Annotated in this window: 25 protein-coding genes; 13 read left to right on the forward strand and 12 right to left on the reverse strand. The window is 64.4% G+C overall.

Annotation, left to right across the window (positions count from 1 at the left end; all coding sequences use genetic code 11):
* From carB to GGQ98_RS18200, 3 genes are all read left to right on the forward strand, one after another.
* A complete protein-coding gene (gene carB / locus GGQ98_RS00565; protein ID WP_184063516.1) occupies positions 1 to 3,246 on the forward strand; it encodes a carbamoyl-phosphate synthase large subunit in 3,246 nt (1,081 codons plus the stop codon).
* 86 nt (positions 3,247 to 3,332) lie between these two features.
* On the forward strand, positions 3,333 to 3,812 hold the full coding sequence (gene greA, locus GGQ98_RS00570; RefSeq protein WP_184063519.1) for a transcription elongation factor GreA: 480 nt from the start codon (positions 3,333 to 3,335) through the stop codon (positions 3,810 to 3,812).
* Between the two features lie 29 nt (positions 3,813 to 3,841).
* On the forward strand, positions 3,842 to 4,471 hold the full coding sequence (locus GGQ98_RS18200; protein WP_184063522.1) for a rhomboid family intramembrane serine protease: 630 nt from the start codon (positions 3,842 to 3,844) through the stop codon (positions 4,469 to 4,471).
* Here the strand turns inward: GGQ98_RS18200 and GGQ98_RS00580 are convergent.
* From GGQ98_RS00580 to GGQ98_RS00595, 4 genes are read right to left on the reverse strand one after another with little or no spacing between them, the layout of a single operon-like run.
* Positions 4,468 to 4,710, reverse strand: a complete 243-nt coding sequence (locus tag GGQ98_RS00580; RefSeq protein ID WP_184063525.1) for a DUF4170 domain-containing protein — start codon at positions 4,708 to 4,710, stop codon at positions 4,468 to 4,470. The two genes, GGQ98_RS18200 and GGQ98_RS00580, sit on opposite strands and share 4 nt — an antisense overlap.
* A 9-nt stretch (positions 4,711 to 4,719) precedes the next feature.
* Entirely contained in the window at positions 4,720 to 5,289 is a 570-nt protein-coding gene (locus tag GGQ98_RS00585) for a gamma carbonic anhydrase family protein (protein ID WP_184063528.1), read from the reverse strand.
* Entirely contained in the window at positions 5,286 to 5,909 is a 624-nt protein-coding gene (locus GGQ98_RS00590; protein WP_184063531.1) for an MlaC/ttg2D family ABC transporter substrate-binding protein, read from the reverse strand. Before GGQ98_RS00590 ends, GGQ98_RS00585 begins: the two co-directional genes overlap by 4 nt.
* Before the next feature lie 28 nt (positions 5,910 to 5,937).
* Complete coding sequence (locus GGQ98_RS00595) at positions 5,938 to 6,339, reverse strand: c-type cytochrome (protein ID WP_184063534.1); 402 nt, start codon at positions 6,337 to 6,339, stop codon at positions 5,938 to 5,940.
* 70 nt (positions 6,340 to 6,409) lie between these two features.
* On the opposite strand from GGQ98_RS00595, the gene GGQ98_RS00600 reads away from it, so the two are divergent.
* A complete protein-coding gene (locus GGQ98_RS00600; RefSeq protein ID WP_184063537.1) occupies positions 6,410 to 7,360 on the forward strand; it encodes a DUF2336 domain-containing protein in 951 nt (316 codons plus the stop codon).
* Here the strand turns inward: GGQ98_RS00600 and GGQ98_RS00605 are convergent.
* The 3 genes from GGQ98_RS00605 to GGQ98_RS00615 are packed head-to-tail and all read right to left on the reverse strand — an operon-like array spanning position 7,357 to position 9,019.
* The gene (locus GGQ98_RS00605) at positions 7,357 to 8,220 is read right to left on the reverse strand and encodes a DUF3618 domain-containing protein (protein WP_184063540.1); all 864 of its coding nucleotides are present in this window, start codon (positions 8,218 to 8,220) and stop codon (positions 7,357 to 7,359) included. The two genes, GGQ98_RS00600 and GGQ98_RS00605, sit on opposite strands and share 4 nt — an antisense overlap.
* A complete protein-coding gene (locus GGQ98_RS00610) occupies positions 8,217 to 8,576 on the reverse strand; it encodes a phage holin family protein (protein ID WP_184063543.1) in 360 nt (119 codons plus the stop codon). Before GGQ98_RS00610 ends, GGQ98_RS00605 begins: the two co-directional genes overlap by 4 nt.
* Positions 8,577 to 8,590: 14 nt before the next feature.
* Positions 8,591 to 9,019: a hypothetical protein gene (locus GGQ98_RS00615; RefSeq protein ID WP_184063546.1), complete on the reverse strand. Its 429-nt coding sequence runs from the start codon at positions 9,017 to 9,019 to the stop codon at positions 8,591 to 8,593.
* A gap of 182 nt (positions 9,020 to 9,201) precedes the next feature.
* Here GGQ98_RS00615 and eno point away from each other — a divergent pair, with 182 nt between their 5' ends.
* The 6 genes from eno to lpdA all read left to right on the forward strand — a co-directional run bounded on the left by eno (position 9,202) and on the right by lpdA (position 16,118).
* Positions 9,202 to 10,482 (forward strand): phosphopyruvate hydratase, encoded by a 1,281-nt coding sequence (gene eno, locus GGQ98_RS00620; RefSeq protein WP_184063549.1) that lies wholly within the window; start codon positions 9,202 to 9,204, stop codon positions 10,480 to 10,482.
* 38 nt (positions 10,483 to 10,520) lie between these two features.
* Complete coding sequence (locus GGQ98_RS00625) at positions 10,521 to 10,835, forward strand: FtsB family cell division protein (protein ID WP_184063552.1); 315 nt, start codon at positions 10,521 to 10,523, stop codon at positions 10,833 to 10,835.
* Between the two features lie 183 nt (positions 10,836 to 11,018).
* On the forward strand, positions 11,019 to 12,035 hold the full coding sequence (gene pdhA / locus GGQ98_RS00630; RefSeq protein WP_184063554.1) for a pyruvate dehydrogenase (acetyl-transferring) E1 component subunit alpha: 1,017 nt from the start codon (positions 11,019 to 11,021) through the stop codon (positions 12,033 to 12,035).
* Positions 12,035 to 13,420 (forward strand): pyruvate dehydrogenase complex E1 component subunit beta, encoded by a 1,386-nt coding sequence (locus GGQ98_RS00635; RefSeq protein WP_184063556.1) that lies wholly within the window; start codon positions 12,035 to 12,037, stop codon positions 13,418 to 13,420. Before pdhA ends, GGQ98_RS00635 begins: the two co-directional genes overlap by 1 nt.
* A gap of 2 nt (positions 13,421 to 13,422) precedes the next feature.
* Positions 13,423 to 14,718, forward strand: a complete 1,296-nt coding sequence (locus tag GGQ98_RS00640; protein ID WP_184063559.1) for a pyruvate dehydrogenase complex dihydrolipoamide acetyltransferase — start codon at positions 13,423 to 13,425, stop codon at positions 14,716 to 14,718.
* Complete coding sequence (lpdA, locus tag GGQ98_RS00645) at positions 14,718 to 16,118, forward strand: dihydrolipoyl dehydrogenase (RefSeq protein ID WP_184063562.1); 1,401 nt, start codon at positions 14,718 to 14,720, stop codon at positions 16,116 to 16,118. Before GGQ98_RS00640 ends, lpdA begins: the two co-directional genes overlap by 1 nt.
* A 19-nt stretch (positions 16,119 to 16,137) precedes the next feature.
* Here lpdA and GGQ98_RS00650 read toward each other — a convergent pair whose 3' ends face one another.
* The 3 genes from GGQ98_RS00650 to GGQ98_RS00660 form a co-directional block, all read right to left on the reverse strand.
* Positions 16,138 to 16,503 carry a type II toxin-antitoxin system VapC family toxin gene (locus tag GGQ98_RS00650; RefSeq protein WP_184063565.1) on the reverse strand — a complete coding sequence of 122 codons (366 nt, stop codon included), beginning with the start codon at positions 16,501 to 16,503 and terminating at the stop codon, positions 16,138 to 16,140.
* On the reverse strand, positions 16,497 to 16,712 hold the full coding sequence (locus GGQ98_RS00655; protein ID WP_184063568.1) for a ribbon-helix-helix protein, CopG family: 216 nt from the start codon (positions 16,710 to 16,712) through the stop codon (positions 16,497 to 16,499). Before GGQ98_RS00655 ends, GGQ98_RS00650 begins: the two co-directional genes overlap by 7 nt.
* A gap of 68 nt (positions 16,713 to 16,780) precedes the next feature.
* On the reverse strand, positions 16,781 to 17,422 hold the full coding sequence (locus tag GGQ98_RS00660; protein WP_184063571.1) for a carbonic anhydrase: 642 nt from the start codon (positions 17,420 to 17,422) through the stop codon (positions 16,781 to 16,783).
* An 82-nt stretch (positions 17,423 to 17,504) separates the two neighbouring features.
* Between GGQ98_RS00660 and lipA the strand changes: the two genes are divergently transcribed.
* Positions 17,505 to 18,434 (forward strand): lipoyl synthase, encoded by a 930-nt coding sequence (gene lipA / locus GGQ98_RS00665; RefSeq protein WP_184063574.1) that lies wholly within the window; start codon positions 17,505 to 17,507, stop codon positions 18,432 to 18,434.
* Positions 18,427 to 18,903, forward strand: coding sequence for a type II toxin-antitoxin system RatA family toxin (locus tag GGQ98_RS00670; protein WP_184063576.1), 477 nt, complete (start codon positions 18,427 to 18,429; stop codon positions 18,901 to 18,903). Before lipA ends, GGQ98_RS00670 begins: the two co-directional genes overlap by 8 nt.
* On the opposite strand, the gene GGQ98_RS00675 is transcribed toward GGQ98_RS00670, so the two are convergent.
* Positions 18,846 to 19,364, reverse strand: coding sequence for a CinA family protein (locus GGQ98_RS00675; protein ID WP_184063579.1), 519 nt, complete (start codon positions 19,362 to 19,364; stop codon positions 18,846 to 18,848). The two genes, GGQ98_RS00670 and GGQ98_RS00675, sit on opposite strands and share 58 nt — an antisense overlap.
* Positions 19,365 to 19,377: 13 nt before the next feature.
* Complete coding sequence (locus GGQ98_RS00680; protein ID WP_184063582.1) at positions 19,378 to 20,538, reverse strand: bifunctional 2-C-methyl-D-erythritol 4-phosphate cytidylyltransferase/2-C-methyl-D-erythritol 2,4-cyclodiphosphate synthase; 1,161 nt, start codon at positions 20,536 to 20,538, stop codon at positions 19,378 to 19,380.
* 86 nt (positions 20,539 to 20,624) lie between these two features.
* Between GGQ98_RS00680 and dusB the strand changes: the two genes are divergently transcribed.
* Entirely contained in the window at positions 20,625 to 21,620 is a 996-nt protein-coding gene (gene dusB / locus GGQ98_RS00685; RefSeq protein ID WP_184063585.1) for a tRNA dihydrouridine synthase DusB, read from the forward strand.
* Position 21,621: the final 1 nt, after the last annotated feature.

The following is a 21,621-nucleotide window of genomic DNA, read 5'->3' on the forward strand; positions in this document are numbered from 1 at the left end:
ATGCCCAAACGCACGGACATTTCCTCCATCCTCATCATCGGCGCGGGCCCCATCGTCATCGGGCAGGCGTGCGAGTTTGATTATTCGGGCACGCAGGCGTGCAAGGCGCTGCGCGAGGAGGGTTACCGGATCATTCTGGTGAACTCCAACCCCGCGACGATCATGACCGACCCGGACATGGCGGACGCGACCTATGTGGAGCCGATCACGCCCGAGATCGTCGCCAAGATCATCGAGAAAGAGCGCCCCGACGCAGTGCTGCCGACAATGGGCGGGCAGACGGCGCTGAACACGGCGCTGGCGCTCGCGAACGACGGGACGCTTGAGAAGTACGGCGTCGAGCTGATCGGCGCCGATGCCGAGGCGATCGACAAGGCCGAGGACCGGCTGAAATTCCGTCAGGCGATGGACAAGATCGGGCTGGAAAGCGCGCGGTCGGGCATCGCCCATTCGCTCGAAGAGGCGTTCGAGGTGCTGGAGCGCACGGGGCTTCCCTCGATCATCCGCCCCAGCTTCACCATGGGCGGCACGGGCGGCGGCGTGGCGTACAACCGGCAGGAATTCGAGGAAATCGTGCGCGGCGGGCTCGACGCCAGCCCAACCACCGAGGTGCTGATCGAAGAATCGCTGCTCGGCTGGAAAGAATATGAGATGGAAGTCGTCCGCGACCGGAACGACAACGCCATCATCATCTGCTCGATCGAGAACATCGACCCGATGGGCGTCCACACCGGCGACAGCATCACGGTCGCACCGGCGCTGACGCTGACCGACAAGGAATACCAGATCATGCGGAACGCGAGCATCGCGGTTCTGCGTGAAATCGGCGTGGAAACAGGTGGTTCGAACGTCCAGTTCGCGGTCAATCCGAAGGACGGCCGCCTCGTCGTTATCGAGATGAACCCGCGCGTGTCGCGCTCCTCCGCGCTCGCCTCCAAGGCGACCGGCTTCCCGATCGCCAAGGTCGCGGCGAAGCTCGCCGTGGGGTACACGCTCGACGAGATCGAAAACGACATCACCGGCGCGACGCCCGCGAGCTTCGAGCCGACGATCGATTACGTCGTCACCAAGATCCCGCGCTTCGCGTTCGAGAAGTTCAAGGGGGCTTCGAACGCGCTCACGACCGCGATGAAGTCGGTGGGCGAGGTGATGGCGATCGGCCGCTCGATCCACGAGAGCATGCAGAAGGCGCTGCGCGGCCTTGAAACCGGGCTGACCGGCTTCGACGAGGTCGAGGCGCTGATGGGCGCGGGCAATGACGAGGTGGAAGCCGCGCTCGCGCTGGCGACACCCGACCGGCTGCTCGTCGTCGCCGACGCGATCCGGCGCGGCATTTCGGACGCGGATATCCACCGGCTGTCGGCCTACGACCCGTGGTTCATCGCGCGCATCCGCGAGATCGTGGAGGCCGAGGAAAAGGTTCGCGAGAACGGCCTGCCCAGGGACGCCGAGGGCTTCCGCAACCTGAAGGCGATGGGCTTTTCGGATGCGCGGCTCGCAACGCTCGTCGGCTGGCACGAGGCGGCGGTTTCCGAGCAGCGCCGCGGGCTGGGCGTTCGCCCGGTGTTCAAGCGCATCGACACCTGCGCGGCCGAGTTCGAAGCCAAGACGCCCTACATGTATTCGACCTACGAGGCGCCGAGCTTCGGCGTGCCGGAGGACGAGAGCCAGCCCACGGACGCGAAAAAGGTCGTGATCCTCGGCGGCGGGCCGAACCGGATCGGGCAGGGCATCGAGTTCGATTATTGCTGCTGCCACGCCTGCTTCGCGCTCGATGAGGCGGGCTACGAGACCATCATGGTCAACTGCAACCCGGAAACGGTTTCCACCGACTACGATACGTCGGACCGGCTGTATTTCGAACCGCTGACCATCGAGGACGTGCTGGAAATCCTGCATGTCGAAATGTCGAAGGGCACGCTTGTCGGCGTGATCGTGCAGTTCGGCGGGCAAACGCCGCTGAAGCTGGCGCAGGGGCTGGAGGATGTGGGCATCCCGATCCTGGGCACGTCGCCCGATGCCATCGATCTTGCGGAAGACCGCGAGCGCTTTGCCAAGCTCGTCGGTGATCTCGGCCTCAAGCAGCCTTCGAACGGCCTGGCGCGCAGCCTTGAAGAGGCGATCCGCGAGGCCGACCGCATCGGCTACCCCGTGCTGCTGCGCCCTTCATACGTGCTCGGCGGCCGCGCGATGGAGGTGGTGGAGAACCAGACGCAGCTTGAAACCTACATCGCGACGGCGGTGAAGGTTTCGGGTTCATCGCCCGTGCTCGTCGACCAGTATCTTCGCGATGCTGTCGAGGTCGATGTCGATGCGTTGTCGGACGGCAAGGATGTCGTTGTCGCGGGCGTGCTCCAGCATATCGAGGAAGCCGGCGTCCATTCCGGCGACAGCGCCTGCTCGCTGCCGCCCTACAGCCTTGCCGAAGAGGTTGTGGAAGAGATCGAGCGGCAGACCGTGGCGCTGGCGATGGCGCTGAAGGTCAAGGGCCTGATGAACGTCCAATATGCCGTGAAGGACGGCGAGGTGTACCTTATCGAGGTGAACCCACGCGCCAGCCGCACGGTGCCCTTCGTCGCCAAGGCGATCGGGCGGCCGATCGCGAAGATCGCGGCGCGGGTGATGGCCGGCGAGGCGCTCGCATCGTTCGGGCCGATCAACCGCAACATTCCCTACATCGCCGTGAAAGAGGCGGTGTTTCCGTTCGCGCGCTTCCCCGGCGTCGATCCGGTGCTCGGGCCGGAGATGAAGTCCACCGGCGAGGTGATGGGGATCGATGTCGATTTCGCCACGGCATTCGCCAAGAGCCAGCTCGGCGCGGGAACGACGCTTCCCGACAGCGGCACGGTGTTCGTGTCGGTGAAGGACACCGACAAGCCGGTGATCCTTCCCGCCGCCAGGGATTTGATCGACCTGGGCTTTCGTATCGTCGCCACATCGGGGACGGCGAGCTACCTTGCGGAGCAGGGTATCGCGGTCGAGCAGGTCAACAAGGTGCTCGAAGGCAGGCCGCATATCGTCGACCGCATCAAGGACGGCGACATCGATCTTATCTTCAACACCACCGAAGGGGCGCAGAGCCTGAAGGATTCGCAATCGATCCGCGCTTCAGCGCTTTACGGCAAGGTTCCGTATTATACGACAGCGGCGGAATCGCTGGCGACGGTGCAGGCGATCGGCGCGATGCGACAACAACCCCTTGCAGTCCGGTCGTTGCAATCTTATTATTCTGATCTCGATACCTGATCCCCGACAGTTCTGGCGATGAGACGGCGGATTTTCCGACGGTGGGCCGGTTTGCGGGGACATGGGCTGAGGAGTGGGTTACGAACATGGCGACGCTTGAAAAGCTTCCGATCCTTCCGTCCGGTCATGCCAGGATGCAGGTCGAACTGCAGAAGCTGAAATCGGTGGACCGCCCCGAGGTGGTGCAGGCCATCGAGGAGGCGCGTGCGCACGGCGATCTTTCGGAGAACGCCGAATACCACGCTGCGAAGGAACGGCAGGGCCAGATCGAGGCGCAGATCATCGAACTGGAAGACCAGCTCGCGCGCGCGCAGGTGATCGACCCCACGATGCTTTCGGGCGACAAGGTGGTTTTCGGCGCGACCGTCGAGCTCATCGACGAGGACGACAGGAATGTCGTCTACCAGATCGTCGGACCCTACGAAGCCGACGCCAAGCAGGGCCGCATCTCGTACACATCGCCGCTCGGCCGTGCGCTCATCGGACGCCGTGTGGGCGAAGAGGTGGAAGTCTCGACGCCTTCGGGCGACAAGTACTACGAAATCGCCAAACTCAGCTTCATCTGAAAAGGCTGATCGCGGTGGAAGCTGATCGCGTGGATTTCGCGACCCGCTCCATCATCATCGCCTGCGTGCTGATTCACCTTGCCGTGACGCTGGGCGGTCCTGCGTTCGAGATGGCGATCACGCTGGGCGGCGGCCTGATTCCGGCCCGGATCAGCGGCACGCTGGTTTATGACCACGCGATTCTTTATGACCACGCGATTCCGGCACCCGCGACGCTCGTATCCTCGATCTTCCTCCACGGAAGCTGGGCTCACCTCGGCTTCAACATGCTGTTTCTTGCGTGGATCGGCCGGTTCGTGGAGGCGGTGCTCGGCCGGTGGCGTTATCTGCTGCTGTTTTTCGTATCCGGCATCGCGGGCGGGCTCGCGCAAGTTGCGCTTGATCCGGCATCGCCGGTTCCCGTGGTGGGCGCGAGCGGCGCGATCTCCGGGGTCTTTGCCGCGCATGCCATGATCTTCGGCCGGTCGGGCGGGAAGGGCGAATTCGTGCGCGCACTCCAGCTTGCGGCGCTCTGGATCGGTCTCCAGATCGCCACGGGGTTCGTCTTCAACATGGACGGCGGTGGCATCGCTGTCGGCGCGCATGTCGGCGGCTTCGTGGCCGGCCTTCTCACGGCGTTGCCGCTGGCCCGCGCCGCGATCGAAAAGCGGTTCCGTTAGGAGGTATGCGGCTCTGCCTCGGGCTCCAGCAGCCGGTGAAGGTGGACGACGACGTATTTCATCGCCGCATCATCGACCGTGCGCTGCGCATTGGCGCGCCAGGCGTTTTCCGCGCTTTTGAAATCCGGGAAGATGCCGACGAGGTCGAGGGCGGAGAGGTCTTCGAACTCGAGCCCGCGCGGGTCCGTAACCCGTCCGCCGAATACGAGGTGGAGTTTCTGTTTCTCGATCTGGTCCATGAGAGTGCGCTATAGCGCCTCGAACTGACGCTGCAAGTCTTCCAGCGTCGCACCCAGCCATCTCTCGAAATCAGGGCCGTCCCAGGCCCGGTGATCGCCCTTCGCATACGCGAGGGCATTGCGATGATAGACGAGCGCATTCACGCGGTTCGCGATCCAGCTATTCTGCGTGCGGATCACCTTTGCGGGCGAACCGACGACGATGCTGTTGGGCGGCACATCGGTTCCGTCGCGCACGAACGCATGCTGCCCGACGATGCTGTTGTCCCCGATCACCGCGCCGTTGAAGATCGTGGCGTTGACGCCGACGAGGACGTTGTTGCCGAGCTTGCAGCCGTGGATCGTCGCATGATGTGTGATCGAGCAATAGTCGCCGATCTCGACCTCGCAGTTCGGCTCAGCATGGATCATCACGAAATCCTGAATGTTCGTGAAGCGCCCGATGCGGATGTGCGCCGCTTCCGACCGCATCACCGCGTTGCACCAGATCGAGGAGCCTTCCTCTAGCCGGATGCGGCCGTAAAGCTGCGCGGACGGGTGAATGTACGCGGCAGCTTCACAGTCGAGCGTGGAGGTCATGCCGCTTTTTTGTCCGTCATGAACTTGATCAGCCCATCGAAGCCGTTGCGCTGGATGTAGGCGGTGAAGTCGGCTTCCTGGGTGAGCGACAGATTGACGCCCGCGACGGTGAGGTTGTCGACGACATATTTGCCGCTCGCGTTCTTCTTCACGGTCCAGATCGAATCGATCGGCTGAGCCCCGTTGCTGCGGGTGACGCGCGCGTAGACATCGATCGTCCCCCGCGTGCCCCGCGGCACGGTCCGCACGACCTTCATCTCGCTGTCGGCGAACTCGAAGAGGTTGTCGGTATAGGTATCGACGACATAGTTCGGGAATGCGGCCTGATAGGCCTGATACTGCTGCTTGGTGATCGTCCGCACATGGCGGCGGATCAGGCGGTTGCCGATGTCGTTGACCGCGAAGTTTTCCTTGAGAAGCGTGCGAAACTTGGCGCGGACTTCGTTCTTGTCGTTCGACTTGTCGCGAAGCACGCCGTAGGCGCGCTGCGCGAGATCGGAAATGAAGGCACCGGCGGCCTTGCCGTTGTCCGCAGGGGCCGTTGTCTGGGCCGCAGCGCTGGTGACAGGAACCGCGACGGTCGCCGAAGCGAGAAGAAGCGCGATGGCGCGAATGAACATGATAAAACTCCGTATGCTCGGCAGTCGCTCAGCGCGCCGCCTTCAAAAGATAATTGACGACCGCTTTGCGTTCATCAGGCTTCTTCAACCCGACAAAGGCCATCGAAGTTCCCGGAACAAGTTTGCGAGGGGTATCGAGATAGGCGTCGAGCTTGTCTGCGGTCCACACGAAACCGGCCTTTTTCATGGCCGGCGAAAAGCGTGTGAAGCTCTTTTCCGTACCCGCGGTGCGGCCGATGAGCTTCTTGAGGGACGGCCCCTGGCGCGGCTTTTCGCCCGCCTGCGCCGGATCCCAGTGGCAGATGCCGCAGCGGCTTTTGAAAAGCTGCGCGCCGTCTGCTGCAACGGCCGGGCCGGAGCCCAGAACAGCAAATGCAGCAACGACAACAACCAGCGCGCGGGTCTTCATGTGTGTGACTTTCTTGTCCATGCGGTTGGAATGCGCGATCCCCCGTGAATCGGCGATTAATCGGTAATGTTTTTCACGCTATTGTAAAGATATGGACCCGCTTCTGCCTTCCCTTGCCGATGTCGAGCGGCTGCAGGAGAATCCGGATACGGATGCCCGGCGCGCACTCGCACTGAAGCTCGGCCACAGCTATGTGCAGCGCCGCTTCGGCGCGCGCGAACGCGGAATCGCCGACGATATCGTTCGCGCGATCGCCCGCGACGTGGAGGTGGAGGTGCGCAAGGCGCTGGCGCAGACCATCGCATCCAGCACCGACATCCCCCAGGACGTGGCGCTGCGTATGGCGCACGACGTCATCGAGGTTGCCGAGCCGATCCTGAAGGCAAGCGATCTTCTGGATGACGACATGCTCATCGAGATCGTGAAGTCGCGCAGCGAGGACCACCGGGTCGCGATCGCCGCGCGGGCCATTGTGCGCGAGCCGGTTTCAGCGGCGATCGTCGATCATGCCGAAGTGCGGGCGGTGGCGACGCTCGCCGCAAACGCGGGCGCGGACATCGCGGAAAGCGCGATGTCGCGCGCTGTCGATCGCTTCGGAGCGGACGAGACAGTGGCGATGCCGCTCGCGGACCGGCCGTCGCTGCCGCTTGCGATCGCGGAACGGCTTGTGGCGCTGGTTTCCAGCCGCCTGAAAGCGCAGATGGCAGGCGAGGGGGAGCGCTATCGGCAGTTTTCCGAAGGGCTTTCCCAGGTTTCCGAAGGCGCGGCATTCATTCTGGGCGGCGGCGAGGCCGATGTGCTCGACCTCATCGCCATGATGGATCAGTTGCATGCCGCCGGAAAACTTCAGCCTTCGCTGGTGATCCGCGCCGGGCGGCTGGGCGACCGGGAACTGATGCAGGCGGCGATTTCCCGCATTACCGGCATTCGGTACGGGCTGGTCGTCGAAGCCTTCGACCAGCCCGACACAGCGCGGCGAATGCTGCGCGAAGTCGGGCTTGTGCCGTCCGAAATAGACGAAGTGGTGCCCGCGGCGGCTTAAACGGATTCGGCGGGGGGCTGGGCGTTTTCGGTCACGGCCTTGGCTTTTCCGCGAACCGCGGTCGTCGCGGACCTGGCGACTTCAGCCGCGCCGTCCTTGATTTCGCTGAAGCGCAGCTTCGCGGCTTCCTTGAGGCCGAGTTCGGCGAGCTTCGCTTCCCCGGCCGAGCGCGCGATCTTCACCGCTCCGCGCGCCGTTGACGCCAGCTTGTCGCGAACCGGGCCGATCGCGCGGTTCTCGCGGAGGGTTCGCGGAGCGAGCGCGCCGATAATCACACCCAGCGCCGCGCCCGCGAGCACGGCTAGCAGAGGGTTTTGATCGACACTTTCAACGGTGCGCTCGCGCGCCCTTGCGGCCTGTTCCTTCGCGCGCTCGGAATAGTCTGCGGCGCGTTCGCGGGCCGTATCCCACGCTTCGCCGGCATGCTGGCGCGCAGACGCGAGTTTCTCGCCTGCCGCCTCACGCGCGGCCTGCGCCTTGTGCGTCACCGTTTCGCGAACCTGCTGCGCGGTTTGCTTTGCACTTTCCAGCCGGTCTTTCCCCGGCATGTCGTTACCGACTTCATCGTCGTACTGGGTCATGGCGGTTGCCTTTCTGCCTTTTTTTCGATGATGCCGCGCCCCCACCATCATGCCGGCAAGCGCACCGGCAATGGAGATGGCGCCTAGATTGTCGTGCGCCGCCCGGCGCCCGCGCGCCACGAGTTCGGCGCCACGTTCGGTCGCCGCGTCAATCGCTTCGCTTGCGATCGTGCGCGGATCAAGCCGATACCGGATTTCCCCGATGGTGAGCGCCATGCGCCGCCGTGCCTCGGCAGCTTCAGCCTCGTAAAGAAGCGTATCGACGGTGTTATCGTTCACTTTTCGCTCCGGGAACGCAGCAGCAGGGACGGGGCCTCGATCACGACTTCCAGCCGCTTGCGGGCTTCAACAAACAGCAGCCAGGACGCAGCGGCCGTTGCCAGCGTGACGATCACCACCGCGAGGAGAAATCCGACGAGCGGGCCGAGCAACACCACAAACGCCGTCGCGAGGCCCATCAGCGCCACGAACGCCAGCGCAGCAGACGCGCTGAAAAGTCCGAGCGGCAAGCGCGCAAGCTGGAGACGCCGCGCGATCTTGGCTTCGGCGATGCGCACCTCCGCCTGCAGCAAATCGCCGCCTTCATCGACAAGGCGCTCGAAGAGATCGGCGAGCTTTACGTCCTGATCGGCCACCCCTGTTTGCCCCCTCAGGCCTCGTTATCGTTGCTGCGACTGGCCTTGAAAAACCGCGAGATGATGAAACCGGCTGCCGCAGCCGCCGCGATCACGAGCACGGGCGAACGGCGCACCATTTCGCGCGTATCGTCGATGATATCATCAACCGACTTCTCGCGCATGCGCTGGGCGAAGGATTCCACGGAATCGGCAGCGGAGTTGATGATGTTCGCAAGCGGTTCCGCCTGCGTGCCCTTGAGCTTGTCGGCGGCTTCGCGCGTGGCGTGCGAAACACTGCCGAGCGTTTCGGCGGCTCTGGTCTTGCCTTCCTCCGCAGCGCTGCGCGCCTTTGTGGACGCCTCGCTTTTCAGCTTGCCGGCTTCGGCCTTGATAGAGGCGAGACGGTCCTGCTTGAGGGGTGCGGGATCGGCAGCAACAGGCGTGGGAACAATGTCGGACATGCCAATTCCTTTCAGGTTTATGAGAGCATTTATACAACAGTAGAGCCCGATGTTGGTTCCGTCTGCGGCAAAAACAAGGCTTCTTCCGGCAATAACAGAACAAGTATCGTTGCCCCGCACGCAGCGCCTGATTATGAGCGCGCACGCAAGATATCTTCATCGTCATCAGCCGGAGCGACGCCATGACCGCGATCATCGACATCCACGCCAGACAGATTCTCGACAGCCGCGGAAATCCGACCGTGGAAGTCGAGGTAACGCTGGAGGATGGCGCGTTCGGGCGTGCCGCAGTGCCTTCCGGGGCTTCGACCGGCGCTTACGAGGCCGTCGAGCTTCGCGACGGCGACAAGAGCCGCTGGCTGGGCAAGGGCGTGGAGAAGGCGTGCGCCGCCGTTGACGGCGAAATCCAGGACGCGCTGCTCGGCATGGACGCCGAAGACCAGCTTGAACTCGACAGCACGCTGATCGCGCTCGACGGGACGCCCAACAAGGCGCGGCTCGGCGCAAACGCCATTCTGGGCGTCAGCCTTGCAGCGGCGAAGGCGGCAGCGGATTCGCGCGGACTGCCGCTCTATCGCTATGTCGGCGGCGTGTCGGCGAGCGTTCTGCCGGTGCCGATGATGAACATCCTGAACGGCGGCGCCCACGCCGACAATCCGATCGACTTCCAGGAATTCATGATCATGCCGGTCGGCGCCGAGAGTTTCGGCGAAGGGCTGCGCTGGGGCGCCGAGATTTTCCACACGCTGAAAAAGGCGCTGCACGACAAGGGGCTTGCGACCGCAGTCGGCGACGAAGGCGGCTTCGCGCCCAACCTCGCCAGCGCACAGGCCGCGCTCGACTTCATCATGGGCGCGGTGGAAAAGGCCGGCTTCAAGCCGGGCAGCGACGTGATGCTCGCGCTTGACTGCGCCGCCACGGAATTCCACAAGGACGGCAAGTACGCGATGACGGGCGAAGGAAAATCGCTCTCATCCGAAGCGATGTTCGATTTCCTCGCCGGGCTTTGCGACAGCTATCCGATCATTTCGATCGAAGACGGCATGGGCGAAGACGACTGGGAAGGCTGGAAGCTGCTCACGGACCGCCTCGGCAAGCGCATCCAGATCGTCGGCGACGATCTGTTCGTGACCAACCCCGCGCGCCTGCGCGACGGTATCGCGATGGGCGCGGCAAACTCCATTCTGGTCAAAGTTAACCAGATCGGTACGCTGTCCGAAACGCTGGATGCCGTGAACATCGCGCACCGCGCGGGTTACACCGCCGTGATGTCGCACCGGTCGGGGGAGACCGAGGATGCGACGATCGCGGACCTGGCGGTTGCGACGAACTGCGGCCAGATCAAGACCGGCAGCATGGCCCGTTCGGATCGGCTGGCGAAATATAACCAGCTTATCCGCATCGCCGAGGAACTGGGCGATGCGGGCACATATGCCGGCCGATCGATTCTGCGGGCAAAATAAGGCTTGAATCATTAGGACTCGCGTGATTCAAGAGGGACGTGAGTGATCCCGTCCGCCTTGTCTCCTACATCCGCTCAGCGTGGCTTCCCGCGCTGTGCATCGGCCTTGTCGCGTTCTTCGGATGGCACGCCGTTGCAGGAGACACGGGTGTCCTCGCGCTTGGGGGATACAAGGCCGAACAGGCACGACTCGCGAAGGAGGCGGCGGAGGTTGCCGAACGCAAGTCGGATATTGAACGCAAAGTCACGCTCCTCGATCCCGCGAAGGTCGATCCTGACCTCGCTGACGAACTCGTGCGCGAAAACCTGGGCCTCGTTCGCGAGGACGAGTTCGTCATCCGTCTCGACAAATAAGCGGTGCGCGCGTTCGCTCGCGCTTGAACTTTGTACGCGGTCGCACGTATAGCGGCGGTGAAGTAAAAAACTTTACCTGCCAGCCCAGAGGAGGGGATTATCGCCGAGCGAACCAAAGAGGCGAAAAATACGTCCAAGCCGAAACCGGCTGCAGGCAAATCCAAGAACACGACGTCTCACCGCATGTCCAGTGCGCGGGACGGGCTCGATCGTCTCCCCGATTATTCGCCCTATGACGCCAGCGTCGACGAGCTTCTGGAGTTCTATCGCCAGATGATGCTGATCCGCCGCTTCGAGGAGAAGGCGGGCCAACTTTACGGCATGGGGCTGATCGGCGGCTTCTGCCATCTCTATATCGGCCAGGAGGCCGTCGTCGTCGGTCTCCAATCCGCGCTCAAATCAGGCGACAGCGTCATCACCGGTTATCGCGACCACGGACATATGCTGGCCTGCGGCATCGAATCGCGCGAAGTCATGGCGGAACTGACCGGCCGCGCGGCGGGCATTTCCAAGGGCAAGGGCGGCTCGATGCACATGTTCAGCGTCGAGCACGGCTTCTACGGCGGGCACGGCATCGTCGCCGCGCAGGTGCCGCTCGGCACGGGCCTTGCGTTTGCGCACAAATACAAAGGCGACGGCAACGTCTGCCTCACCTATTTCGGCGACGGCGCGGCGAACCAGGGCCAGGTGTACGAAAGTTTCAACATGGCGGAGCTTTGGAAGCTGCCCGTCGTCTACGTGATCGAGAACAACCAGTATGCGATGGGCACCAGTGTCAATCGCGCCAGCGCGGAGGACCAGCTCTACCGCCGCGGCGAGAGCTTCCGCATCGAAGGCATCCAGGTGAACGGCATGGACGTGCTGGAAGTGCGCGGCGCGGCGCAGATGGCGATCGAGTGGGTGCGCTCCGGCAAGGGGCCGCTGCTTCTTGAAATGAAGACATACCGCTATCGCGGCCATTCCATGTCCGACCCCGCCAAATATCGTTCGCGCGAGGAAGTGCAGGCTATGCGCGAAAAATCCGACCCCATCGAGGCCGCGAAGAAGCGCCTTATCGACGCGGGGGTGGACGAAGCGAAACTGAAGGACATCGAGAAAGACGTGCGCGCCATCGTGAACGATTCCGCCGACTTCGCCGAGCAGACGCCCGAACCGGAACTTTCCGAACTTTACACCGACGTTCTGGTGGGGCGCTACTGATGGCGATCGAGATCAAGCTGCCCGCCATGTCCCCCACGATGGAAGAGGGGACGCTCGCCAAGTGGCTGGTGAAAGAGGGCGACGAAGTGAAGCCCGGTGACGTGATCGCCGAGATCGAAACGGACAAGGCGACGATGGAGCTTGAGTCCGACGAGGGCGGCATCGTTTCGAAAATTCTCGTGCCCGCGGGCTCGGACGGGGTTGCCGTCGGTACGCTGATCGCGGTGATCGACGACGGCGAAGCGGACGCCGCCCCCACCAAGGCGCAGCCGCCCGAGGCGAAGCAGGAAGTGGCTGCGAAGCATCCTGAACAGAAGACCGAGGCGCCTTCCGGCGCCAAGGCCATTCCAACCCCGCAGCCGGAGATCGCGAACGATCCGGACATCCCGGCGGGCACCAACCTTCGCCGCATGACCGTGCGCGAGGCGCTGCGCGATGCGATGGCCGAGGAAATGCGCGCCGACGATCGCGTGTTCGTGATGGGCGAAGAGGTTGCCGAGTATCAGGGCGCCTACAAGGTGACGCAGGGGCTGCTCGAAGAGTTCGGCCCGCAGCGCGTCATCGATACGCCGATCACCGAGTACGGCTTCGCCGGTGTGGGCACGGGCGCGGCGATGGGCGGGCTGAGGCCGATCGTGGAGTTCATGACCTTCAACTTCGCGATGCAGGCGATCGACCACATCGTGAACTCGGCGGCAAAGACGAACTACATGTCGGGCGGGCAGATGCGCTGCCCGATGGTGTTCCGCGGGCCCAACGGTGCGGCGGCGCGTGTCGGCGCGCAGCACAGCCAGAACTACGGCCCCTGGTACGCAAGCGTGCCCGGCCTCATCGTCATCGCGCCCTACAGCGCGGCCGATGCGAAAGGGCTGCTGAAGGCGGCGATCCGCTCGCCTGATCCGGTCGTCTTCCTGGAAAACGAGCTGCTTTACGGCCAGAGCTTCGATGTGCCGGAGGTGGAGGACTATGTTCTGCCCATCGGCAAGGCGCGGATCGCGCGCGAGGGGGATGACGTCACCATCGTCTCCTACGCGATCGGGGTCGGCGTGGCGCTCGAAGCGGCGAAGACGCTGGCGGAGGAGGGGATCGAGGCCGAGGTGGTCGACCTGCGCACGCTGCGCCCGCTCGACCGCGCGACGGTGCTCGCCAGCCTCAAGAAGACGAACCGCATGGTCGTCGTCGAGGAAGGCTGGCCGCAGTGCTCGATCGCCTCGGAAATCATGGCGATCGCGATGGAGGACGGCTTCGACGATCTCGATGCGCCCGTCCTGCGCGTCACCAATGTCGATGTGCCGCTGCCTTATGCCGCCAATCTGGAAAAAGCCGCTCTCGTGAAGGCTGCCGACGTTGTCGCCGCCGCCAAGCGCATCACCTACAAGGACTGAACATGCCGATAGACATTACAATGCCCGCGCTGTCGCCGACGATGGAAACCGGCACGCTCGCGAAATGGCTGGTGAAGGAAGGCGACAAGGTTTCGCCCGGTGACGTCATCGCCGAGATCGAGACCGACAAGGCGACGATGGAGGTTGAATCCATCGACGAGGGCGTCGTCGCGAAGATCGTGGTTGCAGCGGGTACGGAAGACGTTCCGGTCGGCCAGCTCATCGCCGTGCTCGCGGAAGAGGGTGAAGAGGTCGCCGCGCCGAAAGCCGCGAAGGCAGCGCCGAAAGAGGCGCCGAAGCCCGAGGTGAAAGAGGCACCGAAGCCTGCCAAGGCCGAGAAGCCCGAGCCCGCGCCTAAGCCCGAGCCCGCCAAGGCCGAGGCACCGGCACCCGCACCCGCTGCGGCGCCCGCAGCAGACACGGACGACCGTGTGAAGGCGAGCCCGCTCGCGCGCCGCATCGCCGAAGCCAAGGGCATCGCCCTCGGCGACGTGCAGGGCAGCGGCCCCGGCGGACGTGTCGTGAAGGCAGACCTCGATGGCGGCAAGACGGCGCCGCCCGCCGCCACCGCGCCCAAGGCCGCTGCACCGGCGATGTTCGAGACCGAGATTCCGCACGAGGCGGTGAAGCTCTCGAACATGCGCAAGGTGATCGCGCGCAGGCTTACCGAAGCGAAGCAGACGATCCCGCACATCTACCTTACCGTGGATATTCAGCTCGATGCGCTTCTGAAGCTACGCGGCGAGCTGAACGCGGCGCTGGAACCGCGCGGGGTGAAGCTCAGCGTCAACGACCTGCTCATCAAGGCGCTCGCCGCCGCGCTGATCGAGGTGCCGGAGTGCAATGTCTCGATCTCGGGCGAACAGCTCTTCAAGTACAGCCGCGCCGATATCTCGGTGGCGGTGTCGATCCCGGGTGGGCTCATCACGCCGATCATCACGGGGGCGGACAGCAAGAGCCTGTCGGCGATCGCCACCGAGATGAAGGAACTCGCAGGCCGCGCGAAAGAGGGCAAGCTGCAGCCGCACGAGTATCAGGGCGGCACGGCCTCCCTCTCCAACATGGGCATGTACGGCATCACGCAGTTCGACGCGGTCATCAACCCGCCGCAGGGCATGATCATGGCGATCGGCGCGGGCGAAAAGCGGCCGTTCATCGTGAACGATGCGCTTGCCATCGCGACAGTGATGTCGGCGACGGGCAGCTTCGACCACCGCGCCATCGACGGCGCGGACGGGGCGCGCCTGATGCAGGCGTTCAAGCGACTTGTTGAAAATCCGCTGGGGATGATCGCGTAATGGCTGACACTTACGACCTCATCGTTCTCGGCTCCGGGCCGGGGGGCTATGTCGCGGCGATCCGGGCGGCGCAGCTTGGGATGAAGACGGCGATCGTCGAGCGCGAGCGGCTTGGCGGTATTTGCCTCAACTGGGGATGTATCCCGACGAAGGCGCTGCTGCGCTCGTCCGAGATCTTCCACTATCTGACGCACGCTTCGGCTTACGGCCTCAGCGCCGAGAAGCCGTCGTTTGACATCAAGGCGGTGGTGGCGCGCAGCCGCAAGGTCGCCGATCAGCTGAACGGCGGCGTCAAGGGGCTGATGAAGAAGCACAAGATCGACGTTCACGAGGGCGTCGGCACGCTGACGGGGAAGGGTAAGCTCTCCGTTTCGAAGGACGGCAAGACCACCGAGCTTTCCGCGAAGAACATCATCGTCGCGACAGGCGCGCGCGCCCGCGAGCTGCCGTTCGCGAAGGCGGACGGCAAGCGCATCTGGACGTATCGCCATGCGCTGGTGCCCGAAGCGGTGCCGGAAAAGCTGCTGGTGATCGGATCGGGTGCGATCGGCATCGAGTTCGCGAGCTTCTATTCGGACCTCGGCGCCAAGGTGACGGTTGTGGAGATGCTGGAGCGCATCCTCCCCGTGGAGGACGCCGAGGTGAGCGCGTTCATGGAAAAGGCCCTCACCAAGCAGGGCATGGCGATCCACACGAAAACCGGCGTGCAGAAGCTGGAAACGACCGCCAAGGGCGTGAAAGCCGAGATCAAGTTCGGCGACGGCAAGGTTGAAACGCAGGAGTTCAGCCATGTCATCGTCGCGGTGGGCATCGTGCCGAATGTCGAGGACATCGGGCTGGAAAAGCTCGGCGTGAAGCAGCTTGCCAACACGCACATCGAGACGGACGGATACGGCCGTACCAATGTGGAGGGCATCTGGGCGCTCGGCGATGTCACCGCCGGGCCGTGGCTTGCGCACAAGGCGATGCACGAAGCGGTGATCTGCATCGAGAAGATGGCGGGCGCGAAGGATGTTCACGCGATGAGCACGGCGAACATTCCCGGCTGCACCTATTCACGCCCGCAGGTGGCCTCCGTGGGCCTTACCGAAGCGAAGGCGAAGGAAGCGGGCTACAAGGTGAAGGTCGGCAAGTTCCCGGCGCTCGGCAACGGCAAGGCGATCGCGCTCGGCGAGACCGAGGGCTTCGTGAAGACCGTGTTCGACGAAGCGACCGGCGAGCTGCTGGGCGCGCACATGGTGGGCGCGGAAGTCACCGAGCTGATCCAGGGCTATGTCGTCGCGCGTGAGCTGGAGACGACCGAGGCCGAGCTGATGGCTACGACCTTCGCGCACCCGACGCTTTCGGAAATGATGCACGAAAGCGTGCTCGCCGCCTACGACCGCCCGCTGCACATCTGACGCGAACGGGGCCTGCCGGTCAAAGCCGGTATGGCACCCGTATGCCGGGGTCGTCTTCGGGGAAATCGCGCGTGTTGCGCGTGATCAGCAGCATGTCGTTCGCTTGCGCCGATGCCAGGATGACCGCATCCGGCAGTTTCATTCGGTGGGCGCGGCGAAGAGCAACCGCCGCTTCTGCCACGGTGTCGTCGAGCGCGATGAGCCGGAAATCCGACAGGAAGGCCCGTGTACCCGCTTCCACCTCCGGCGGGGCGCCGATCAGCACCTCCATCCAGGTCACGATGCTGATGGCCTTGTCGCCGTAACGGTCGAGCTCGGCGCGCGCCGCCGGAACGGCGTTGAGGTGATCGATCAGGATATTCGTGTCGAACAGCGCCTTCACCATTCGCTGCGGGCCCGCTCCTGATAATCAAGGCCGTCTATCTTGCGATCGCCCCAAAGGCCGAACGCCTCGCCCGCGCCGGATTGCCGATGCCGGGCGAGATATTCGGCGATCGCCTTGCGGATCAGTGCCGCACGCGATTGCCGCTCCTGCCGGGACAGGGTGTCGAGTTCCTTCATCTGGGGCTCGGCGATATCGATGATCGTGCGCATGGTCGTGTCCGATGAATGATATCGTCATCATATATCATTCACGCAACCCAGTGTCTATCCGCGCCAGCTCAGGTGGCGGCAGAAAACACGCCGCTTGCTTCATCCAGCACGTGCAAAACGCCGTCGCGTATAGCGAAGTAGGCGCCGATGAGCTTGAGCTTGCCCGCAGCCTCGCGTTCCGGGATGCAGGGGAAGGTGCGGAGGTTCTTGAGCGAGACCTTTACGGCCTCGAGCTCCAGCGCGTGTTCCACATCGCGGTCCATGCGGCCGCCGTGTTCGTGAAGGATGCGGTCGCGCGCTTCGTCGAGAAGATCGATCCAGTGGGCGATGAAGCCTCCCGCGCCCGCCGGCGCGCCCTTGAACTTGCTGGTGAGCGCCGCCTGCACGCCGCCGCAGCCGCCGTGGCCCATCACGACGATGTTCGCCACCTCAAGCTGCGTCACCGCGAACTCCAGCGCGGCGGAGACGCCATGGCGGCCGCCGCCGATCTCGAAGGGGGGCACCAAGTTCGCAATGTTGCGGACGGTGAAAATCTCGCCCGGCCCGACGTCGAAGATCATGGCGGGATCAACGCGGCTGTCGGAGCACGAGATAATCATCGTCTTCGGGCTCTGGCTCGACCGCAGCGCGTCGTAGCGCGCCTTTTGCGCAATATAGGCGCCGCCGCGGAAACGGCGGTAGCCATCGATCAGTTCTTCAAAGCCGGACATGGACATGCGGCTAGCCCGATCATGTCTGTCATGCAAGAACTCGCGGTTGGATTATGCCGCCGCCGCCGCTATCTAGGCGCACATGGCCGACGTCGATCCCGCACCCGTGACCCCGATCCGCATCCGCAAGCCCGACTGGCTGCGCGTGAAGGCGCCCACCAGCGTGGGTTTTGCGCAGACCCGCAAGCTGATGCGCGATCTTGGGCTCAATACGGTTTGCGAGGAAGCGGCCTGCCCGAATATCGGCGAGTGCTGGACGCAGAAGCACGCGACGGTGATGATTCTGGGCGACACGTGCACGCGCGCCTGCGCCTTCTGCAACGTGAAGACCGGAATGCCGAACCCGGTCGATCCGCTGGAGCCCGAGCATGTGGCGACCGCCGCCGCCGAGCTTGGCCTTGAACATATCGTCATCACCAGCGTGGACAGAGACGACCTTGCGGACGGCGGGGCGACGCAGTTCGTGCGGGTGATCGAGGCGCTGCGCCGCCGCACGCCGAAGACGACGATCGAAATCCTGACGCCGGACTTCCGCAACAAGGCGGATGAAGCGGTGAAGCGCATCGTCGATGCGCGGCCCGACGTTTACAACCACAACCTGGAGACCGTGCCGAGGCTTTACCCGACGATCCGGCCAGGTGCGCGCTATTACCATTCGCTGCGGCTGCTGGAGCGCGTGAAGGCGCTCGATCCGACGATCTTCACCAAGTCGGGCCTTATGGTCGGGCTCGGCGAAGAGCGGCTGGAAATCCATCAGGTGATGGACGACATGCGCTCCGCCGACATCGATTTCCTGACGATCGGCCAATATCTGCAGCCGACGCCGCGCCACGCGAAGGTCATCGATTTCGTGACGCCGGACACGTTCAAGTCCTACGCCTCGCTTGGCCGTGCCAAGGGCTTCGCGCTCGTCGCGGCGTCGCCGCTGACGCGCTCGTCGTATCATGCAGGTGACGATTTCGCGAAGCTGAAGGCCGCGCGCCTCGCCAGGCACCAACGCGCCGATGCCTGAACATCGCGAGGTTCGCGTGCTTCCGTTTACGCCGGAGCAACTGTTCGATCTCGTTGCCGATGTCGGGCGTTACGGCGAATTTCTGCCGTGGGTGATCGCAACGCGGGTGAAATCGCGCAGCGATACCGAGATGGTCGCCGACATGGTGGTCGGCTTCAAGGTGTTCCGGGAAACCTTCACCAGCCGCGTGGTGCTGGACAGGCCCCGCCATATCCACATCGACTATATCTCCGGCCCGCTGAAATTCCTCTACAACGACTGGCGCTTGAAGCCCGTGGGGGCAGGGACGGAGGTGGACTTCCATGTCGATTTCGCGTTCCGGCAGTCGATCCTGAACACGCTTGCGGGCGCGTACTTCCATGAAGCGTTCCGCAAGATGGTGACGGCGTTCGAAACGCGCGCCGCGAAGGTCTATGCGGCGGACGCGCCTTCGGGCAGCAGCAGTTCGAGCGCGCAGCGCACGGCCTGAAGCCGGATGCCGGTGCGGCCGAGGTCGCCGAACTGCTTCATGTCGGCGATCACGTCTTCAGGGTCTCCATCGCGGATCGCGCGGGCGAACACGACCGTGCCCACGGGTTTCGACTCCGAGCCGCCCTCGGGTCCGGCGATGCCCGTGATCGCCACGGCGACATCGGCCGCGCTGTGCGCAAGCGCGCCCTGCGCCATCGCCCAGGCGGTTGCCACGGAAACCGCGCCGAAGGTTTCCAGCACGTCGCCGTGAACATCGAGCTGCGCGGTCTTGGCGTCGTTCGAATAGGTGACGAAACCGCGCTCCAGCACCGCCGAGGAGCCCGGAATTTCTGTGATCGCGCCGCAGACGAGGCCGCCGGTGCAGGATTCGGCAAGCACGACCCTGCGTCCGGCGGCAGCGTTCAAATCCACCACGCGCCGCGCAAGCGCGATGATCTCGTCGTCGAACAGTTCACTCATGATGTTGCTGACCCTATAGTCTTATGGTTGCGGTCGCCTGGGCCGCGATGCCTTCACTACGTCCGGTGAAACCGAGCTTCTCGGTTGTTGTGGCCTTGATGCTAACCCGCTCGTCCGGCAGCCGCAACAACGCGGCCACGCGCACGCGCATCGCCATGCGAAACGGCCCGACCCTGGGCGTTTCGCAGATGATCGTGACATCGACATGATCGATGATGCCGCCCCGCGCCAGGATGAGATCGCGGGCGTGGGTGAGAAAAAGGTCCGACGGCGCGCCGCGCCACCTGGGATCGCTCGGAGGGAAATGGTCGCCGATGTCGCCCATCGCTGCGGCGCCGAGCAGGGCGTCGGTGAGGGCGTGGAGGCCGACGTCGGCGTCGCTGTGGCCGATGAGGCCGTGGCTGTGGGGCACCTTGATGCCGCAGAGCCAGACATGGTCGCCGGGGCCGAATCGGTGGACGTCGAAGCCCTGCCCGACGCGGGTGACGAGGCGGGCGGTGAGGAGGGCTTCGGCGCGGGTGAAATCGGCCGGGTAGGTGAGCTTGGCGAGGCTTTCGTCGCCTTCGACAAACGCGACGGTGAGCCCGGCCGCGAGGGCGACGGCGACGTCGTCTGTGGCATCCGGCCGAGACTGTGCGTGCGCGCTGCGTATGGCGGCGTACCGAAACGCCTGCGGGGTCTGGACGCGCTTCAGGCGGCTGCGGTCCACCTCGCCGTCGGCGTGGGTTTCGCCGGTGCGGAGGCTGTCGACGATGGGGAGGGCCGGGACGGCGCCTTCGTTTTCGGCGAGCGCGGACAGCAGCCGGTCGATGACGTCATGCGGGAGCAGGGGGCGGGCGGCATCGTGAATCAGGACGAGGTCGGGCGCAAAAGCGGCAAGCGCTTCGAGACCCCGTTGCACCGAGCCCTGCCGCGTCGCACCGCCGTGGACCGACAGGGCGCCCATTCCCTGCGTCGCGTCCGAGAAGGCGGCATCGTCTTCCCGGTGGATGACCGCCACGACCCGGCCGATGCGCGGATGCCCCGCGAGGGCTGCGATCGCACGGCGGATTACGGACTCGCCGGCCAGAAGCCGGTATTGTTTCGGCGCGCCTTCGCCCGCGCGGGAGCCTCTCCCGGCGGCAACGACGATGGCGGCGACCTTTGGCGCTTCGTTCTTTGGCGCTGCGTTCATGGCGGGCGGCTTTAGCGCAGGCTGTGCTTGCCGAACAGCCCTGCTTGGGCTATGCGCCGTGCCTTATTTTTGGGCAGCCGAACACAGTGCCGAAACTGAAGCCAATTTCGATCGGACCGGTGAGGATCGACCAGCCGGTCATTCTGGCGCCGATGACCGGCGTCACCGACCTGCCGTTCCGCAAGGCGGTGAAGCGCTTCGGCGCGGGCCTTACCGTGACCGAGATGATCGCAAGCCAGGCGATGGTGCGCGAGACGCGCCAGTCGCTGCAGAAGGCGGCGTGGGATCCGTGCGAAGAGCCGATCTCGATGCAGCTTGCGGGCTGCGAGCCCGGCATCATGGCGGAAGCCGCGAAGCTGAACGCCGATCGCGGCGCGGCGATCATCGACATCAACATGGGCTGCCCGGTGAAGAAAATCGTGAACGGTCACGCCGGTTCCTCGCTGATGCGCGACCTGAAACTCGCGGCATCGCTGATCGAGGCGACGGTGAAGGCGGTCGACCTGCCGGTGACGCTGAAAATGCGCATGGGCTGGGACCACGGCAGCCTGAACGCGCCTGAACTCGCGCGGATCGCCGAAGACCTCGGCATCAAGCTGATTACGGTCCACGGCCGGACGCGCAACCAGATGTATTCGGGAAGCGCCGACTGGGCATTCGTGCGCAACGTGAAAAATGCGGTTTCGCTGCCCGTGGTGGTGAACGGCGACATCTGCTCGGTGGAAGACGCCCGCACGGCGCTCGAACAGTCCGGCGCGGACGCGGTGATGGTGGGGCGGGGGGCTTACGGGCGCCCGTGGCTGCTCGGCGAGGTGATGGCCGACCTCTGCGATCACCGCTTCAAGGCGCCCACGATCGAGGAACAGTATCACCTGATCCTTGAACAGTACGAGATGATGCTGGAGCTTTACGGCACCGAAACCGGCGTCAACCTGGCGCGCAAGCACATCGGCTGGTACACCAAGGGGATGCACGGCTCCGCCGAGTTCCGCAACAGCGTCAACCAGGTCGGCGATCCCGCACGGGTGAAGGCGATGCTCCGCGAATTCTACGCGCCCTGGCTCGCCCGGGCGGCCGCCTGAC

This window comes from Sphingosinicella soli (assembly GCF_014199685.1).
GTDB classification, from domain to species: Bacteria; Pseudomonadota; Alphaproteobacteria; order Sphingomonadales; family Sphingomonadaceae; genus Sphingosinicella; species Sphingosinicella soli.

Excerpts from the sequence above, each read along its gene's own strand:
- greA (WP_184063519.1), top strand. The coding sequence starts at position 3,333 with ATGGCGACGCTTGAAAAGCTTCCGATCCTTCCGTCCGGTCATGCCAGG.
- GGQ98_RS00655 (WP_184063568.1), bottom strand. The coding sequence starts at position 16,712 with ATGCGCACGATCATCGATATCGCCGAGCCCCAGATGAAGGAACTCGAC.
- GGQ98_RS00660 (WP_184063571.1), bottom strand. The coding sequence starts at position 17,422 with ATGTCCGGCTTTGAAGAACTGATCGATGGCTACCGCCGTTTCCGCGGC.
- GGQ98_RS00675 (WP_184063579.1), bottom strand. The coding sequence starts at position 19,364 with ATGAGTGAACTGTTCGACGACGAGATCATCGCGCTTGCGCGGCGCGTG.
- eno (WP_184063549.1), top strand. The coding sequence starts at position 9,202 with ATGACCGCGATCATCGACATCCACGCCAGACAGATTCTCGACAGCCGC.
- GGQ98_RS00585 (WP_184063528.1), bottom strand. The coding sequence starts at position 5,289 with ATGACCTCCACGCTCGACTGTGAAGCTGCCGCGTACATTCACCCGTCC.
- GGQ98_RS00635 (WP_184063556.1), top strand. The coding sequence starts at position 12,035 with ATGGCGATCGAGATCAAGCTGCCCGCCATGTCCCCCACGATGGAAGAG.
- pdhA (WP_184063554.1), top strand. The coding sequence starts at position 11,019 with ATGTCCAGTGCGCGGGACGGGCTCGATCGTCTCCCCGATTATTCGCCC.
- GGQ98_RS00650 (WP_184063565.1), bottom strand. The coding sequence starts at position 16,503 with ATGGTGAAGGCGCTGTTCGACACGAATATCCTGATCGATCACCTCAAC.
- GGQ98_RS00615 (WP_184063546.1), bottom strand. The coding sequence starts at position 9,019 with ATGTCCGACATTGTTCCCACGCCTGTTGCTGCCGATCCCGCACCCCTC.
- GGQ98_RS00590 (WP_184063531.1), bottom strand. The coding sequence starts at position 5,909 with ATGTTCATTCGCGCCATCGCGCTTCTTCTCGCTTCGGCGACCGTCGCG.
- GGQ98_RS00670 (WP_184063576.1), top strand. The coding sequence starts at position 18,427 with ATGCCTGAACATCGCGAGGTTCGCGTGCTTCCGTTTACGCCGGAGCAA.
- GGQ98_RS00680 (WP_184063582.1), bottom strand. The coding sequence starts at position 20,538 with ATGAACGCAGCGCCAAAGAACGAAGCGCCAAAGGTCGCCGCCATCGTC.
- lipA (WP_184063574.1), top strand. The coding sequence starts at position 17,505 with ATGGCCGACGTCGATCCCGCACCCGTGACCCCGATCCGCATCCGCAAG.
- GGQ98_RS00640 (WP_184063559.1), top strand. The coding sequence starts at position 13,423 with ATGCCGATAGACATTACAATGCCCGCGCTGTCGCCGACGATGGAAACC.
- lpdA (WP_184063562.1), top strand. The coding sequence starts at position 14,718 with ATGGCTGACACTTACGACCTCATCGTTCTCGGCTCCGGGCCGGGGGGC.
- GGQ98_RS00600 (WP_184063537.1), top strand. The coding sequence starts at position 6,410 with ATGGACCCGCTTCTGCCTTCCCTTGCCGATGTCGAGCGGCTGCAGGAG.
- carB (WP_184063516.1), top strand. The coding sequence starts at position 1 with ATGCCCAAACGCACGGACATTTCCTCCATCCTCATCATCGGCGCGGGC.
- GGQ98_RS00595 (WP_184063534.1), bottom strand. The coding sequence starts at position 6,339 with ATGGACAAGAAAGTCACACACATGAAGACCCGCGCGCTGGTTGTTGTC.
- GGQ98_RS00580 (WP_184063525.1), bottom strand. The coding sequence starts at position 4,710 with ATGGACCAGATCGAGAAACAGAAACTCCACCTCGTATTCGGCGGACGG.